Here is a 14212-nt window from a genome sequence, read left to right as displayed (position 1 = left end):
CCATGGATGGAAAGCTGGAAGCGATACTGAAGATTGCGGAGCTCAATGTAGTGCAATTCGATATACACCGGCGCAAGGAACTGAGCAATCTTAATCGTACCCTCCCGTGTTACATTATTTCCTATCATAAGAAGGGCAGTGCAAAGCTTCGAGTCGGCAATCAACTACATACCATATCGCCCGGCACGGTCGTATGTATTCCCCCGAATGTAGAGCATGACCACTTTAAGGATTCTGAAGAGGAGACCGAATTTCTATGGTGGCATTTCAACTATGAGATTGCGGGCGTGATGGATGTGATGAAGCTGTTTCAAATTCCTGTTGCTTTCCGTCTTCAGAACGCGGAATACTTCGAGCAGGTGTTTATGCAATTTATCACTTCGACTTCAAGGAGCACCTCCTTGCCCTTAACCATTCTGAAGCAGGCGAAAGCGCTGGAGCTGCTATATATCATCTTGGACAGTTCGTTGGGACAACAGATGAACAGCTCCTTTCTTAATCAATCTCAAAGCTTTGTGAATCTGCTTACCAGAATTGTACAACAACCCGAAGAGCAGATCTCGTTACAGAGTTTGTCGAAAGAGCTGCATATGCATCCAACTTATATCTGCAACCGGTTTAAAGAATTGTTCGGCAAGTCGCCGATGCAGGTACAACGCGAAATGAAAGTTCAAAAAGCTAAGGCGCTGCTGGAAACCAGCGACATGACGATCACGGAGCTTTCCCGGAGCCTCGGTTTCAGTGAAATTCAGAACTTTACGCGTTTGTTCAAGTCCAATGTCGGCGTCTCGCCTTCGCATTATCGAAGCTTGAATATGAAATGGAGGGATATCAGGTGAAGCTGGCTACTCAAGATCGAGTTTTTTTTGGAGATACATATGAGCAAAAGCTGACGAAAATTAAAGCCGTCGGGTTCGACGGACTTGAAATCGACGGGCGCTTGTTGATGGATCGATTCGCCGAAATTCGCAAAGCAGTTCAAGCGACAGGTGTTGAAATCAGTTCGGTATGCGGCGGATACAGGGGCTGGATCGGTGACTTCGATGCCGAGCAACGCGCGCTTGCCATCCGGGATATCGGCGAGATTCTGAAGTATACCGCGGAGATCGGCGCAGCTGGTGTTATCGCTCCGGCCGCCTTCGGCATCTTCTCCAGGAAGCTGCCTCCGTTCTCGCCGCCGCGAAATTCGGACGAAGACCGGGAGATCTTGATGGATTCGCTTCGGCAATTGAATGAACTGGCGAAATCCGCCGGCAGTATGCTGCTTGTGGAGCCGCTGAACCGATACGAGGATCATATGATCAATTGTCTGGACGATGCTGCAAGGCTAATCCGTAAAGGGGGCTTCAACGCGGTGAAGGTCATGCCGGATTTCTTCCATATGCAGATAGAAGAACCAGACATTTCTTTGAGCTTAAAGGGAGCCGCGGATTTGATTACCCATGTTCACCTTGCCGACAGCAATCGGCTGCCGCCGGGGCAGGGGCACTGCGACTTCCGTAAGGCGTTCCTAACATTGAAGGAAATCGGTTTTACGGGATATATGGCCGTGGAGTGCGAGCTGCTACCGGGGAATGAAGAAGCGGCTTATATCGAGATGGCGGATTATCTGCGTACTTGTATGTTATAGGATGAAGGGAGCATGAAACGATGATGAGAAGACTTAATTTCAATGGCCCCAGAGAGGTTGCCTTTGAAGATGTTGCAGAGGCGGAACTGAAATCCGGCGAAGTGCGCCTGCAAACGTTATATTCCGGAATCAGCGCGGGTACGCAGTTGACGGCTTATCGAGGAACGAACCCATTTGTAGGAAAGACGTACGATCCGGACCTTCGACTATTCACACCGAGGGAAGACAACACTTCTCTGTATCCCGTTTCTGGAGGTTGGGCCTATGAAGAGGTAGGTGTGGTTGAAGAAATAGGTCCGGATGTCCATACGATTCAGGTTGGTGACATTGTGTATGGGGCTTGGGGTCATAGCTCCGCAGCGGTTGTAACCGAACAATTCGCTTTGGATCATAAGCTGCCGAGCGACATGGATCCTTTATGCGGCATCTATTCGCAAATGGGGGCAATTGCTTTAAATGCGATTCTCGATGCGGATATCCATGTAGGTGAAACGGTCGCTGTCTTCGGTCAAGGCGTGCCGGGTCAACTGGTTTCACAACTAGCCAGACTTAATGGAGGGACGGTCATTGCGATCGATCTCGATCCATATCGCTTGGAGAAATCGACTGCCTTCGGGGCTCACCATACGCTGAACTCTTCTGAAGGAGATATCTCGGCTGCCATTAGACAGCTTACGGGTGGAAGGGGAGCCGATGTCGCCATTGAAATTTCTGGCGCTTCCCCTGCCTTGCATGAAGCTATACGAAGCGTTGCTTACAACGGCAAAGTCGTCACAGCGGGCTTCTATCAAGGCGGAGCCAAGGATGTCTATCTGGGTGAAGAGTTTCATCACAATCGGGTCCAACTGATCTGTTCCCAGATCGGCGGGGTAGCGCCGTGGCTCAACCGGCGTTGGGACCGAATCCGAATGGAACAAACCATCATGCAATTGGCGAAATCGGGAGCTTTGAAGCTGGCTGAACTGGTCACGCATCAGTTTAACTTTGAGCAGGCAGCCGATGCTTACCGGATGCTTGATGAGAATAAGGAGCCTGTGTTGCAAAGTGTCTTGAAGTTCAATCATTGATAACGCAATAATCATCCGAAATAGTGGTAATTACAGACCCAACAGCCCTTTCTTCCAATGGAGAGGGCTGTTTCTTGCTACGCTTGCAGGATCAGCTGACTAATGCTGCTGGCTTATCCGCCGATCTTCGGCCTCAATACGTGCTTGCACGCCGCCGGACACCTCGGTTCCGATCGCCATCGGTTCATATAGGCTGCCGGAAGTTGGTGCGGTTTCGGGCGCATCATGAATCATCTTTAGCACCAGCTTGCCGCTCATCTGATCTGTGAACGACGGGAACAGATGGCTGGAAACGGCCGTTCCTTTGGCATAGGCGCCGACTTCCACTTCCTCCTGCGGGTTGCGAATCAAGTCGATTACCGCATCCACGACATGTTCCGGTCGATCCAACGGCTGCATGCGCGCCGTATGTCCGGAGTAATTGCCGGTATGATCGAACCAAGGTGTATCCGTTGCCCAAGGATACACGCCGCAAACATGGATATGCTCATAGCCTTCGGATTTCACCTCCAGATGAAGCCCTTTGGTGAGTCCGGTAACGGCGAATTTAGTAGCGCTGTAAGCGGAATAAAAAGGGAAAGCGATTTTGCCGGAGATCGAGGAGATGTTAATGAGCGTTCCGGCCCCCTTAGCCTTGAAGTGCCGCAATGCGATATGGCTCCCGTACATCGTGCCTAACAGATTCGTCTCGGTCACCCGAGTCAAATCCGCTAAGGGCACATCGGTGTACGAACCAAGAATACCTATGCCGGCGTTGTTAATCCACACGTCGATCCGGCCAAACTTATCGATCGCTTCCCCCGCTAAGCGCTCGACCTCCTCGGGCTTGCCGACGTCGGCCGTGACCGCGAGCGCCTGGTCGCCGCAGCTTGACGCCAATGCCTTGATAAGCTCCGTTCGCCTCGCCGCCAGAACCACATTAGCGCCTTCCTCCGCCAGCTTAATCGCGATGCCCTTGCCGAAGCCGCTGGAGGCGCCGGTAATCACCACAGTGACTCCTTGCAATTGTTCTTTTACGCTCATAGGATTCCCTCCCAGTCTTAAGTACACTTTACCTTCCCACATTTCGCCATAAAATAATCGCCATCTCCTCGCAAAATACATGCGTAAGAAATGGCGATCGGCGGTTCCGTCGTCCCGATTAGTTGTCCAGTCCCGCTCGGCATGCGGGCAAGTCTGCGTGCGCGTTCTTGGTATACGAGATTAGCGTAATTTCTTCGCCGAGTTCTTCCCGCATCTGAGACTCCAGCTGCTGAATTTTATCTATCAGCTTCTCATGACGGTTCAAGTTGGTTACGGCATAAGGCTCGTGCGGACCGATTTCGTGTTCCATGGATAAGTTAGCTCCTTACAGCAGACTGTATTGTAACGTTCTCCATTTTATTGTATCCAACCGGGTACTGTTCAAATCGGTTTACAGTTCGTCCCAGTTTAAATTCGTGGATTTGCTGTAATTCGTCACCTTTTGCTCAAAAAAGTCCGTCTTCATCCCGTTCATGTTACTGAAGCTCTCAACCCATTTCAACGGATGCTCCACCACGTCAGGGTAGAGGATAGCCAGATTAATTTTGCGAAGACGTTCGTTGGACAGGAATTGAATATAGTTTTCCACGATTTCATTCGTCAGCCCCGGTATCCGGTTCGCTGTAATATATTGACCCCAGCTGATCTCATGTTCAACGGCTGTACGCATCATGTCGCGAAGCTCCTCAATCAAGGCTAAATCCAGGATCTCCGGATTTTCTCTGTGTATTTCCCGAAAAATTCCCTGAAACAACGCAAGATGGGTCAGCTCATCCCGTTGAATATATTTAATCTCCGAGACGGTGCCCAGCATTTTGCCTTGACGACCCAGGGCATAGAAGAAGCTGAACCCGCTGTAAAAGTAGATTCCTTCCAAAATATAGTTCGCCATAATCGTCTTCAGCAGATTGCGATCCGTAGGTTCCGCGATAAATTGCTCATACAAGTCTGTAATAAACCGGTTCCGTTTCAACAAATGCTCATCCTCGCGCCATTCATTATATATGCGATCCCGAACCTCCGCCGGACAGACGCTGTCCAAAATATAAGAGTAACTCTGACTGTGTACCGCTTCCTGAAACGTCTGTACGGTCAGACACAGGTTAACTTCCGGCGCGGTAATATACTCGTTGATATTCGGCAAATTGGCCGTTTGTAAAGAGTCCAGGAAAATCAAGAAGGAAATGATTTTGTCATAGCTCTGTCTTTCTTCATTAGACAGATTCTTATAGTCCTTGGCGTCCTGAGCAAGAGAAATTTCTTCCGGAATCCAGAAATTGTTCATCATCGTGCGGTACATTTTGGTGGCCCACTCATATTTCACATTGTTGAGCTCAATCAGATTCGTTGTATTCCCGCCGATCATTCGGCGTTTGCCCCAGTCGCGGTCGCCGCGCTCGTTAAACAACTTCTTCTTGGTAAGTTCCATGATGTTCTGACCTCCGATATCGTTTGTGTATGCGAACTTCTTCTAACCGCCGTTATGCCGAGCAGCTGACACAATCCTCCACCTCGAGGCTTTGGTTACGGCAGTAATATACCGTCTTCAAGCCTTGCTCCCACGCGGCGATGTACAGCTCCATAAATTCCTTCGCGCCGATCTCCGGCGTGATGTACAGATTGAACGACTGCGCCTGATCGATATGGCGCTGCCGGCGGCCCGCCGCAAGGATGCTCCACATCTGGTCGATGCGGTGCGCCTCCTTGTAGTACCAGAACGTCGCCTCATTCAGATTCGGCGCCGTCTGGGGAATGACCGCGTTCTTCTTCTCTTCGACGAAGAACTTGTTAAAGATCGGGTCGATGCCCGCCGTGGAACCGGCGATCAACGACGTGGAGGCCGTCGGCGCGACGGCGAACATCCAGGCGTTGCGCACACCGTGCGCAGCCACCTGTTCGCGCAGCGCCGACCAAGCCTCGCTCGTATACCCCCTGCGGGTATAATACTCGCCGGTTTGCCATTCGCTGCCCTCGAAGGCGGGGTAGGCGCCTTTCTCGCGCGCGATTTCCATCGACGCTTTCACCGCGTAATAGTTGATGCGCTCATACAAGCGGTCCGCTTCTTCCACATGGTCATCGCTTTCCCAATTTATCGCCCGTTCGGCCAGCCATTGATGGTATCCGCTGGTGCCGAGGCCGACGGCCCGATATTTCTTATTCGTAATCTCCGCTTGAGGTACGGGATAGTGGTTCAGATCAATCACGTTGTCCATCATCCGCATTTGGCAGGAGACCACTTGCTCGAGCTCCTCCTCGGAGCGCACCCGTCCCAGATTCAAGGAGCTTAAGTTGCAGACGACGAAATCGCCGGCTTTCACACGGGTGGATATGATCCCGTCCTCATAAGTGACGGATTCAAACTCTGTTGCGCTCATGTTCTGGCAAATTTCCGTGCACAGGTTAGAGCAATAGATCATGCCCTTATGTTTATTCGGATTGGCGCGGTTCACCGTGTCGCGGAAGAAGAGGAACGGCGTGCCTGTTTCGAATGCGCTGGACAGGATCTTCTTCATGATATCCATGACCGGCACTTCTTCCTTGGACAGGCGGGGATCCGCCACACATTCTTCATAGCGCGATTCCCATACCTCGCCCCAACAATCTTCGATGGCATATCCCATGACGGATCGTACTTCATGCGGGTCGAAGAGATGCCATACCCCGCGTTCCTTGACGCGCCGCATGAACAAATCCGGTATGCAGATGCCGGGGAAGATGTCATGGGCTTTCATGCGGTCATCCCCGTTGTTCGTCTTCACGTTCAGGAAATCAAAAATATCCTTATGCCACACATCAAGGTATACGGCAACCGCACCCGAACGTACACCCAGCTGATCAACGGCAACGGCTGTGTTGTTGAAGTTCTTCACCCATGGAATGACGCCGCCCGCCACACCTTTGAACCCGCGGATGTCGGAGCCTTTGCTGCGCACCTTGCCCACATAAATGCCCATGCCTCCGCCGTGCTTGGATACTTGAGCGAAGCTCTGGTCTGAATTATAGATTCCCCAGAGGTTATCAGGCACCGTATCGATAAAGCAGCTGGAAAGCTGATGGAACGGCTTACGGGCATTCGCGAGCGTAGGCGTCGCCACCGTCATCTGGAGCTGGCTTAACGCGTCATAGAACTGTTTGGCCCAAGCGAGCTTGTCCGTTTCCTTCATGGCCAAATGCATGGCCACACCCATAAACAATTCTTGCGGCAGCTCCAGCACATCACCTGAGAAGCTCTTGATCATGTAACGGTCCGCCAGCGTTTTCAAGCCGATATAGTTGAATAAATAATCCCGTTCCGGCACGATATAGGATCCCAGCTCACGGATTTCATCACGGGAATAATGCTCCAGCATATACCCCCCGTATAAGCCTTTCTCGCCCAGATAAGTCAGCAGAGAGTAGAAATCGCCATATCCAAAATACCCGTATTTCCGGTGCACCGCCGCTTCTTTGTACAGATCATAAATCAGAAGCTTCGCCGCGACGTACTGCCAGTCGGGTTGTTCAACAGATGTTTTTTCGACGGAAACCTGAATCAACGTCCCCTGAATTTCCTTCGTGGAGATCCCGTTCCGAAAGTGGGGCAGCAAAGCCGTCTCCAGCTCTAACGAATCACAATTCTTATAATCTTCACAGGCAAAATCAATCACTTTTTTCAACTTCGAAAATATAAGTTCTTCGCGTTGTCCGTTACGCTTCACAATATCCATGGATGACACACTCCCGATCAAATTTATCTGGCAAAAAAATAAAAAAAGCAGAATCCCCGAGGAATTCCGCTTGTCATGAATAGAGGTCGATACAGGCCGTAAATGCGCCCGGAGCAGTCATATGTGACATGTCTGCCGATCCTGATTCAAGCACCGCCCTATCTCCCGTAGGTTTATTATCGTGCTGTCAGAACAGGCAGGTCTCCTGGCTCCAGCTTCATCATTCTTTACGCGCCTTCCAGGTTGCTTTAACACCCCGTGGCTTTCTGCGCAGAACTCCGCTGTTACAGTGGCGGGACCGCATCGGCATTGAACCGATTTCCCTATTAAACTCCAAACTTTCGTCTTGGAGTACCTATTCCCACAATATGTAGTTGTGTATACCTTAAATTACATCAACATATAGTGACTGTCAAGACTCAGATCCGCATTGGTAAATTTACAGAGGATAGAGTACACTGTAAGTATCGATCAACCGTCTTTATGAAATCATCATTTTTTAAGTGCAGGTATGGAGGTGGCTTTAGTGGCCAAGAGGTATTTCCAGCTGGAGGAAGCGAACGCTCTGTTGCCCTTGCTCGAGCGGGAATTGATTCATTTACAGAACATTAAACGAGATTTCGAAGATAAATATGAAGAGTTGGAACTATATAAGAAAGTATTTCACGCCAAACAAGTTTCGGATGATTCGGATGCTTTATTTACGCTGGAATGCGAGATTGAATTTCTGCAAATTGAAGCTAGTGCCCATCTGAAAAATTTTGAGTTGCAGGGTGTGGAAGTGAAAGACATCGACTCGGGTCTTATTGATTTTCCTTCTTATCTTCATGGTGAAGAAGTATTGTTGTGCTGGAAGCAAGGCGAACAAGGAATCTCGCATTATCATGGAATTAACGAAGGCTTTGCGGGCCGGAAGAAGCTGACATAGGTTTGAAGGAGGAACGAATCGTTGCACAAGACATTATATGATCTAATGAGCCGTTCATTGCGAACGGCCGCAGGGGTGCTGGCGCTAGTCGCAGTGCTCTTTACGGCGTTAGGCGTCTTTATGCCCGGTACGGCAGATGCTCATGCTCAAATGGTACAAGCGGTACCCGCGGCGGACAGCAGGCTGGAAACCGGACCGAGCAGCGTAACGCTGAAGTTTAATGAAGCCATTGAGGAGCAACTGTACAATATCAATGTGTTAAACGCCAAAGGAGCTAAGCTTGGAAGCGCGGGTGCGAGGGTTACTGAGAACGGAACTGTGCTGCGATTGGAGCTGAAACAAAAGCCCGGCGAAGGGGTTTACACCGTTTCATACAGCGTCATTTCCGCGGACGGTCACCCCGTCGAGGGAGCGTATGTATTCACGGTCGGTGACCCTCCGGCTACGGAGGACGTGCCTAAATTTCCGATTGAGGGGCATGAGCTGCATGAGGGAGATCATGCGGGCCATGTCAATCAACAAGTTTCATGGGATATGGACTTGCAGCAATACGTTCAGTTTGCCGTGCGTATTGCTTATTATATCGCGTTGCTGATTTTGAGCGGCTGGGTGCTTTGGAATGCTGTTTTGCCCATAGGGTCACAGGATCTGCAAACCTCCTTGAAGGATGGTATGTTGCTGGCACAGCGGGCACAATTGCTGCTGTTATTGCTTTATATCTTTGTTCACGCATGGAATTTAGTCGGTCAGCAAGGATTGAATCAATGGTCAAGGCTGTTCACACAGACCGATGTGGGACTGTCATGGATGGTGTCGCTGGTATGGTCCTTTGTCGGATTCGTCATCCTTGGCCGAAACCGGATGATGGATATCGTTTGGGTGATGGTCTTATTGAGTGCCAAGGCGATGACCGGGCATGCTGCGGGATTTGACCCCCAATGGCTCACCGTTTCGTTAAATTATGCGCATTTGTTGGCTTCAGCCGTTTGGGTAGGCGGAGTGACGTTGTTGCTAGTACAGTGGCGTAAGCTTGGAGAAGTGAAAGAGGCTTACGTGAGCGCCGTTTCGCGTGGCGCATTGTGGTCTATCGTCGCCTTGATCGCAACCGGCATCCTGTCCACGTTCGTGTTCTTACCGCGAATCGACTATCTGTTATATACACAATGGGGCGAATTTCTGATCCTCAAGACGGTACTGGTGTTGACTGTGCTGGTGGTAGGCGCTTATTTAAGAAACCGCATCAAGAAGGGTAAGGCTTTATCGGAGCTATTGAAGCTGGACGCGGGATTGATGGCGGCCATCTTGGTGATTGTGGGGATTTTCACTTATATTTCCCCGTTGCCCGCCAACGAGCCTTTATACTTTCATGAAATGGGCGAAACGCAGCATGGAACGGTACGTATTTCGCCGAATGTGCCGGGGGTTAATACATTTACAGTGAAGGTGTTTTTGCCGGAGAATAGGGGTGAACCCAAACAGGTATTGCTGCGAATGCATCCGCTGGACCGTCCGGAAACCGGAGCCATCACGGTGCCTGTCAAGGCGTTTAAAGATGAGGATTTCGATGCTTTCACCGGGTTTGAGAAGTACGCGTACAAAGTCGAGGGACCGTATCTGCCTTTTGCGGGGAAATGGCTGGTGGAGCTGCGGGTATTGGATCCGGAGGATAATGAGAAAGTGTACAAAACGGAGATGCGAATCTACTAGAGGCGGATGAATGATGTCTTATAATCAAATCAAATGGCTGATTCTGCTCATTCCGACACTGACAATCGGATTATGGGAATATGCGCGTCACAGTGTGCTGGAATCATACATTTCCATGAATCTGGGGAATTGGATCGCGCCCCTGCTCGTGTTTCTGGTGACCGTGACCTTTCTCCTGAAGCTGTTCGATATGCTCGAGGATATGCAGGAACAATTGAAGGCGGAGCGCGGACAGAAGGCATCCTTGGAAGAACGGGAACGTCTGGCGCGGGAGCTGCATGACGGCATATCGCAATCCCTGTTCCTGATGTCGGTGAAGATGGATCAGCTCGAACGGAATCATCCCACTGTGGCTGAACAGGATTCGTACGGGCCCATGCGGCGTACGATTCGCAAGGTGTATGAAGATGTGCGGCAATCGATCGCCAATCTGAAGGTGCCGGCGACCCCGGAGGAGCCGCCGTGGAGGCAAGCAATGCAACAGCTTGCCTCGGATTTCGGCGATGAGACCGGCATCGCCGTGCAATTATCCTGGGACTTGCCGGAGGATCGGCTGACGGCCAAGGACAAGGTCGAGCTCCTCGCGTGCCTGCGCGAGGCGCTCGTGAACGTGCAGAAGCACGCGCGGGCTTCCCGCGTGCGGATGGATAGCCGCGAGGTTGGCCGCGGCTGGAGCTGCTCCGTCGCGGACGACGGGCAGGGGTTTGCGCCCGCGGCGGCGGCAACGCTAGAGCCAGGAGCAACGCCCGGCGTTGCGGGTGCGGCCGGTGCCACTGCGGTTGCAGCCGCCTCGGCCGTAGTCGGCACAGCTGTCCGCACACCTGGCTCGACGGCAGCCGGAAGGCAGCCCGTTGATCAACCGCCGTCGGGCGAGCCGGGCGCAAGGGCTGTGCTGTCCCTACCCGAGACGGGGACAGGCAAGTACGGCCTGCGCATCATGCAGGAACGATGCGCTTCCATGGGCTGGTTGTGCTTTGTGCACCGTGAACAGGGTTGGACGAAAGTGGAGATTGTGAAGGAGGCGACGGATCATGACTGAACCTTTCCGCGTCATTATCGTGGACGATCATGAGCACGCGAGAGAAGGCATGCGGGATATCGTCGGCATGGATCCGTCCTTTCACATTGTCGCTGAAGGGCGGAACGGGGTGGAAGCGTTGGAGCTTACCGAGCGCTGGATGCCGGATCTGTTGCTGATGGATATTCAAATGCCGGATATGGACGGGCTGGAAGCGACTAAACGCATCAAGGAACGCTTTCCCTATGTGAAAATTGTGCTGGTCACCGTGTCCGACGATGTTACCCATCTGTTTGAGGCGCTGCGCAAAGGGGCGCAAGGATACTTGCTGAAAAATCTGCAACCTTCGGCTTGGCATGAATATTTGCGAGCGATCGCGATTGATGAGGCTCCGATGTCTAAAGAGGTGGCCGGTAAGCTCCTGCGTGAATTTTCACCGGCAACATCCAAATCGGCGGAAGTTCCCGCTGTTCAGGAAGGAATAACGCGTTTAACGGGAAGAGAACGCGAGATTCTGGAGTGTGTGGCCAGCGGTCAATCCAATCGCGATGTAGCCGCGGCCTTGTCAATATCGGAACATACGGTGAAAAACCATTTAAAGAATATTTTGCAAAAACTCCATTTAGACAACCGCGTGCAGCTGACCAGGTATGCATTTGAACAAGGCTGGATAAACCGATAGCATAGACCGGAGCCACAATTCTTTCACAGGTATAGCCCTTTCGAGTCATGCCCCGTCCATGGCCTTGGGATATAGTTGCTTTAGGTTGATCGATAATTTAATGGAATAAGGGTGGGTTTTTGTTGATGAAAAAGTTTAGTTCCATGTTCATGCTCTGTATGACAGCTATGTTGGTTCTTGTGTCCGCGGCCAGCGCGCACGTTACGGTTATGCCTAAAGAGACATCTCAAAATGCATATGAAGTGTTCACGGTGCGCGTACCGAACGAAGCGGAAACGGCCACGGTGAAGGTGGAAGTGAAATTTCCGGTAGGTGTGGATGTATCTCGTTTCGAGAGTAAACCAGGCTGGACTTATGAATCGAAGAAGGAAGGCGAGAAGCTGACCAGTGTCATGTGGACGGCCAAAGAAGGCGGTGTGAAGCCCGGCGAATTCGCGGAATTCCGCATGCAGGGTAAAGTAGGGGCGGACACTACGGAGCTGGCATGGAAAGCATACCAGACGTATGAGGATGGTACGCTGGTGGAGTGGGTTGGCGCGCCGGATGCGGATAAGCCTGCTTCCGTAACAACGGTTAAAGCCGCCGCGGCGGGCGAAGAGCACCATGGCGCGGCGGCTCCGGCGGCTGAAACCGATGCAGCAGCAGGACATGAAGCCGCTGAAGCGGGTGAAGCGTCCAACGTGCCGTTGATCTTGTCGATCGCGTCCCTTGTAGTCGCGCTGGCGGCTCTGGGCTTGGCGCTGCGTAAACGCGCATAAGCATATAAGCATAAGCATGCATTAATTGCATCAGAAGAACGCATTCCCTCGGGGTGTGTTCTTTTTGTATGAGATGCGCTGGTTCCCCGCAGAACTTGCTTAGAATAGCGTAAGAAATCTTCACTAAACTAATCTCGTCCGAAAATAGCGTAGAATATCTTCACTATATTGAGCCAATATTGCTGAAACGACCCTTCTGCGCCATATATAACAAAAAATAACGTAATTTTCTCACGCTAATTCAGATGACGCATCGAATAGCGTAAGAAAATTACGTTAATCCATTCCTGTCTATACTCCTCGCAATTAAGCCCGAATCTCCAGCAATTCAAACTTGATCTCACCCACCGGCGCATTGACCGTAACGACGGCTCCGACAGATTTGCCCATGAGCGCGCTGCCGAGCGGACTTTCGTACGAAATCTTGTTGTTCGCCGCATCCGCTTCCGATGCCCCGACGATCCGATATTCGATCTTCTCCGCGAATTCAATATCGTTCAGAATCACGAGCGAGCCGACGTTGACCTTCGATGTATCTACGGTATCGACCACTTTGGCCCGCTTCAGCATCTTCTCAATCTGCTTAATTCGTGTTTCCATATGAGATTGATCGTCTTTAGCGGAATGATATTCGCTGTTCTCCTTCAAGTCCCCGTAAGCAATCGCCGTCTTCAACCGAGCGGACAGTTCCTTCCTTTTCACCGTCTTCAATTCATCCAGCTCATCTTCCAACTGTTGCAAGCCTTGCGGCGTGATGATAATTTCTTCTGCCATGTTTACATCTCCTATATGAAGCTGTGCTTCGTTCGTGTTTATTTATCCCACTATTCTACACTAAAAAGAGCTGTCATGCGAAATTCACAAACAATTCCATCGTAGATGCCAGCTCTCTATGGCCCGTTACTTGTCCAAATTATGCAGAAACATCATACCGTTCACATATCGTCGGGAAAGAACTTGAAAGCAGGAGGTGTGCACGGAAATCAGAGCTACATGCAACGCATTTTGCAAAATTTCATTAGAATTCACATCGCGTTCAGGCAGGGAAGCCACATATTCTTCGGCCAACTCACTCAACATTCGATCCCATTTGTATACCAGATCGGTTTGGGAACCCTTATAGTTTCGGTAACGATCATCCAACTTTTCAAATAAATCCGCATAAGCATTATAGAAATTAAGCGGAGAAACACATGTTTTTTCTTGCTCCGACATCGGTTGAAACAGAAACTGAAACAGTTTACGAATTTCATCATAGTGAAGGGTCGAACGTAAATCCTCAATAATGAAAAATAAAGAAACTTGTTGCAGAGAATATTTCTTGCCTGCTTCGGGAGGACCAATGAATGATTTAAAGTCTCGCTTCACCCAATTTTGCACGGATGTAACGGAGAACTGTGTATATTCAATCTGCGCACCCAATGCAACAATTTCATGTAAAGAAAAGGCCGGCGCGGTTTGAGATTTAATCATTTTTTCAATAACGGGAGGGAGTGAAGTAGAGATAAATGCAGACATGGAATTGCCTTGAGCCATGTCCTGAAGATGACGGGACCGCCAAATTTCCTGGATTACGGACAAGGGTGAGATCTTGCTATCCTGACCTAAAGTGCTCAACAGTCTGGACATTTCCTTACGGGTGAAAGTTAAAGTCTCCATATGTCACCTCAGTATGAATAGTTCTTATGAACT

The 14212-nt window shown here is 50.6% G+C and carries 14 protein-coding genes and 1 riboswitch; of the genes, 8 read left to right on the top strand and 6 right to left on the bottom strand.

Translation table 11 applies throughout. The features are described 5' to 3' along the window. Nucleotides 1-2 precede the first annotated feature (2 nt). The 3 genes from SY83_RS07825 to SY83_RS07815 are packed head-to-tail and all read left to right on the top strand — an operon-like array spanning nt 3 to nt 2697. Nucleotides 3-839 (top strand): AraC family transcriptional regulator, encoded by an 837-nt coding sequence (locus SY83_RS07825; RefSeq protein ID WP_068605732.1) that lies wholly within the window; start codon nt 3-5, stop codon nt 837-839. Beyond that, nucleotides 836-1630: a sugar phosphate isomerase/epimerase family protein gene (locus SY83_RS07820; RefSeq protein WP_068605731.1), complete on the top strand. Its 795-nt coding sequence runs from the start codon at nt 836-838 to the stop codon at nt 1628-1630. Before SY83_RS07825 ends, SY83_RS07820 begins: the two co-directional genes overlap by 4 nt. Nucleotides 1631-1650: 20 nt before the next feature. Next, on the top strand, nt 1651-2697 hold the full coding sequence (locus SY83_RS07815) for a zinc-binding dehydrogenase (protein WP_068605730.1): 1047 nt from the start codon (nt 1651-1653) through the stop codon (nt 2695-2697). Nucleotides 2698-2796: 99 nt separating this feature from the next. Here SY83_RS07815 and SY83_RS07810 read toward each other — a convergent pair whose 3' ends face one another. The 4 genes from SY83_RS07810 to SY83_RS07795 all read right to left on the bottom strand — a co-directional run bounded on the left by SY83_RS07810 (nt 2797) and on the right by SY83_RS07795 (nt 7427). Beyond that, nucleotides 2797-3720 carry an SDR family NAD(P)-dependent oxidoreductase gene (locus SY83_RS07810; protein WP_068605729.1) on the bottom strand — a complete coding sequence of 308 codons (924 nt, stop codon included), beginning with the start codon at nt 3718-3720 and terminating at the stop codon, nt 2797-2799. 118 nt (nt 3721-3838) lie between these two features. Further along, complete coding sequence (locus SY83_RS07805) at nt 3839-4030, bottom strand: hypothetical protein (protein ID WP_068605728.1); 192 nt, start codon at nt 4028-4030, stop codon at nt 3839-3841. An 81-nt stretch (nt 4031-4111) separates the two neighbouring features. Then, a complete protein-coding gene (locus SY83_RS07800; RefSeq protein ID WP_068605727.1) occupies nt 4112-5149 on the bottom strand; it encodes a ribonucleotide-diphosphate reductase subunit beta in 1038 nt (345 codons plus the stop codon). Nucleotides 5150-5201: 52 nt separating this feature from the next. Further along, complete coding sequence (locus tag SY83_RS07795) at nt 5202-7427, bottom strand: ribonucleoside-diphosphate reductase subunit alpha (RefSeq protein WP_068605726.1); 2226 nt, start codon at nt 7425-7427, stop codon at nt 5202-5204. A gap of 178 nt (nt 7428-7605) precedes the next feature. Next, a riboswitch (cobalamin riboswitch) is annotated at nt 7606-7801 on the bottom strand. Nucleotides 7802-7953: 152 nt separating this feature from the next. On the opposite strand from SY83_RS07795, the gene SY83_RS07790 reads away from it, so the two are divergent. The 5 genes from SY83_RS07790 to SY83_RS07770 all read left to right on the top strand — a co-directional run bounded on the left by SY83_RS07790 (nt 7954) and on the right by SY83_RS07770 (nt 12520). Beyond that, nucleotides 7954-8355 carry a DUF2203 domain-containing protein gene (locus SY83_RS07790; RefSeq protein WP_068605725.1) on the top strand — a complete coding sequence of 134 codons (402 nt, stop codon included), beginning with the start codon at nt 7954-7956 and terminating at the stop codon, nt 8353-8355. A gap of 21 nt (nt 8356-8376) precedes the next feature. Beyond that, nucleotides 8377-10062 (top strand): copper resistance CopC/CopD family protein, encoded by a 1686-nt coding sequence (locus tag SY83_RS07785; RefSeq protein WP_082882386.1) that lies wholly within the window; start codon nt 8377-8379, stop codon nt 10060-10062. Between the two features lie 13 nt (nt 10063-10075). Next, nucleotides 10076-11101 (top strand): sensor histidine kinase, encoded by a 1026-nt coding sequence (locus tag SY83_RS07780; RefSeq protein ID WP_197479993.1) that lies wholly within the window; start codon nt 10076-10078, stop codon nt 11099-11101. Beyond that, on the top strand, nt 11094-11762 hold the full coding sequence (locus SY83_RS07775) for a response regulator (protein WP_068605722.1): 669 nt from the start codon (nt 11094-11096) through the stop codon (nt 11760-11762). Before SY83_RS07780 ends, SY83_RS07775 begins: the two co-directional genes overlap by 8 nt. 125 nt (nt 11763-11887) lie before the next feature. Further along, nucleotides 11888-12520, top strand: coding sequence for a YcnI family copper-binding membrane protein (locus tag SY83_RS07770; protein WP_068605720.1), 633 nt, complete (start codon nt 11888-11890; stop codon nt 12518-12520). Between the two features lie 306 nt (nt 12521-12826). Here SY83_RS07770 and greA read toward each other — a convergent pair whose 3' ends face one another. Continuing rightward, nucleotides 12827-13294: a transcription elongation factor GreA gene (greA, locus tag SY83_RS07765; protein ID WP_068605718.1), complete on the bottom strand. Its 468-nt coding sequence runs from the start codon at nt 13292-13294 to the stop codon at nt 12827-12829. Nucleotides 13295-13420: 126 nt separating this feature from the next. Then, complete coding sequence (locus tag SY83_RS07760) at nt 13421-14179, bottom strand: DUF1836 domain-containing protein (RefSeq protein ID WP_068605716.1); 759 nt, start codon at nt 14177-14179, stop codon at nt 13421-13423. Nucleotides 14180-14212: the final 33 nt, after the last annotated feature.

The organism is Paenibacillus swuensis (genome assembly GCF_001644605.1).
GTDB lineage: Bacteria > Bacillota > Bacilli > Paenibacillales > DY6 > Paenibacillus_N > Paenibacillus_N swuensis.
The sequence above is the reverse complement of the archived record's forward strand: the minus strand, read 5'-3'. Positions and strand labels throughout refer to the sequence as shown.

Excerpts from the sequence above, each read along its gene's own strand:
- SY83_RS07795 (WP_068605726.1), bottom strand. The coding sequence starts at position 7,427 with ATGGATATTGTGAAGCGTAACGGACAACGCGAAGAACTTATATTTTCG.
- greA (WP_068605718.1), bottom strand. The coding sequence starts at position 13,294 with ATGGCAGAAGAAATTATCATCACGCCGCAAGGCTTGCAACAGTTGGAA.
- SY83_RS07760 (WP_068605716.1), bottom strand. The coding sequence starts at position 14,179 with ATGGAGACTTTAACTTTCACCCGTAAGGAAATGTCCAGACTGTTGAGC.
- SY83_RS07780 (WP_197479993.1), top strand. The coding sequence starts at position 10,076 with ATGTCTTATAATCAAATCAAATGGCTGATTCTGCTCATTCCGACACTG.
- SY83_RS07805 (WP_068605728.1), bottom strand. The coding sequence starts at position 4,030 with ATGGAACACGAAATCGGTCCGCACGAGCCTTATGCCGTAACCAACTTG.
- SY83_RS07825 (WP_068605732.1), top strand. The coding sequence starts at position 3 with ATGGATGGAAAGCTGGAAGCGATACTGAAGATTGCGGAGCTCAATGTA.
- SY83_RS07775 (WP_068605722.1), top strand. The coding sequence starts at position 11,094 with ATGACTGAACCTTTCCGCGTCATTATCGTGGACGATCATGAGCACGCG.
- SY83_RS07770 (WP_068605720.1), top strand. The coding sequence starts at position 11,888 with ATGAAAAAGTTTAGTTCCATGTTCATGCTCTGTATGACAGCTATGTTG.
- SY83_RS07800 (WP_068605727.1), bottom strand. The coding sequence starts at position 5,149 with ATGGAACTTACCAAGAAGAAGTTGTTTAACGAGCGCGGCGACCGCGAC.
- SY83_RS07815 (WP_068605730.1), top strand. The coding sequence starts at position 1,651 with ATGATGAGAAGACTTAATTTCAATGGCCCCAGAGAGGTTGCCTTTGAA.
- SY83_RS07810 (WP_068605729.1), bottom strand. The coding sequence starts at position 3,720 with ATGAGCGTAAAAGAACAATTGCAAGGAGTCACTGTGGTGATTACCGGC.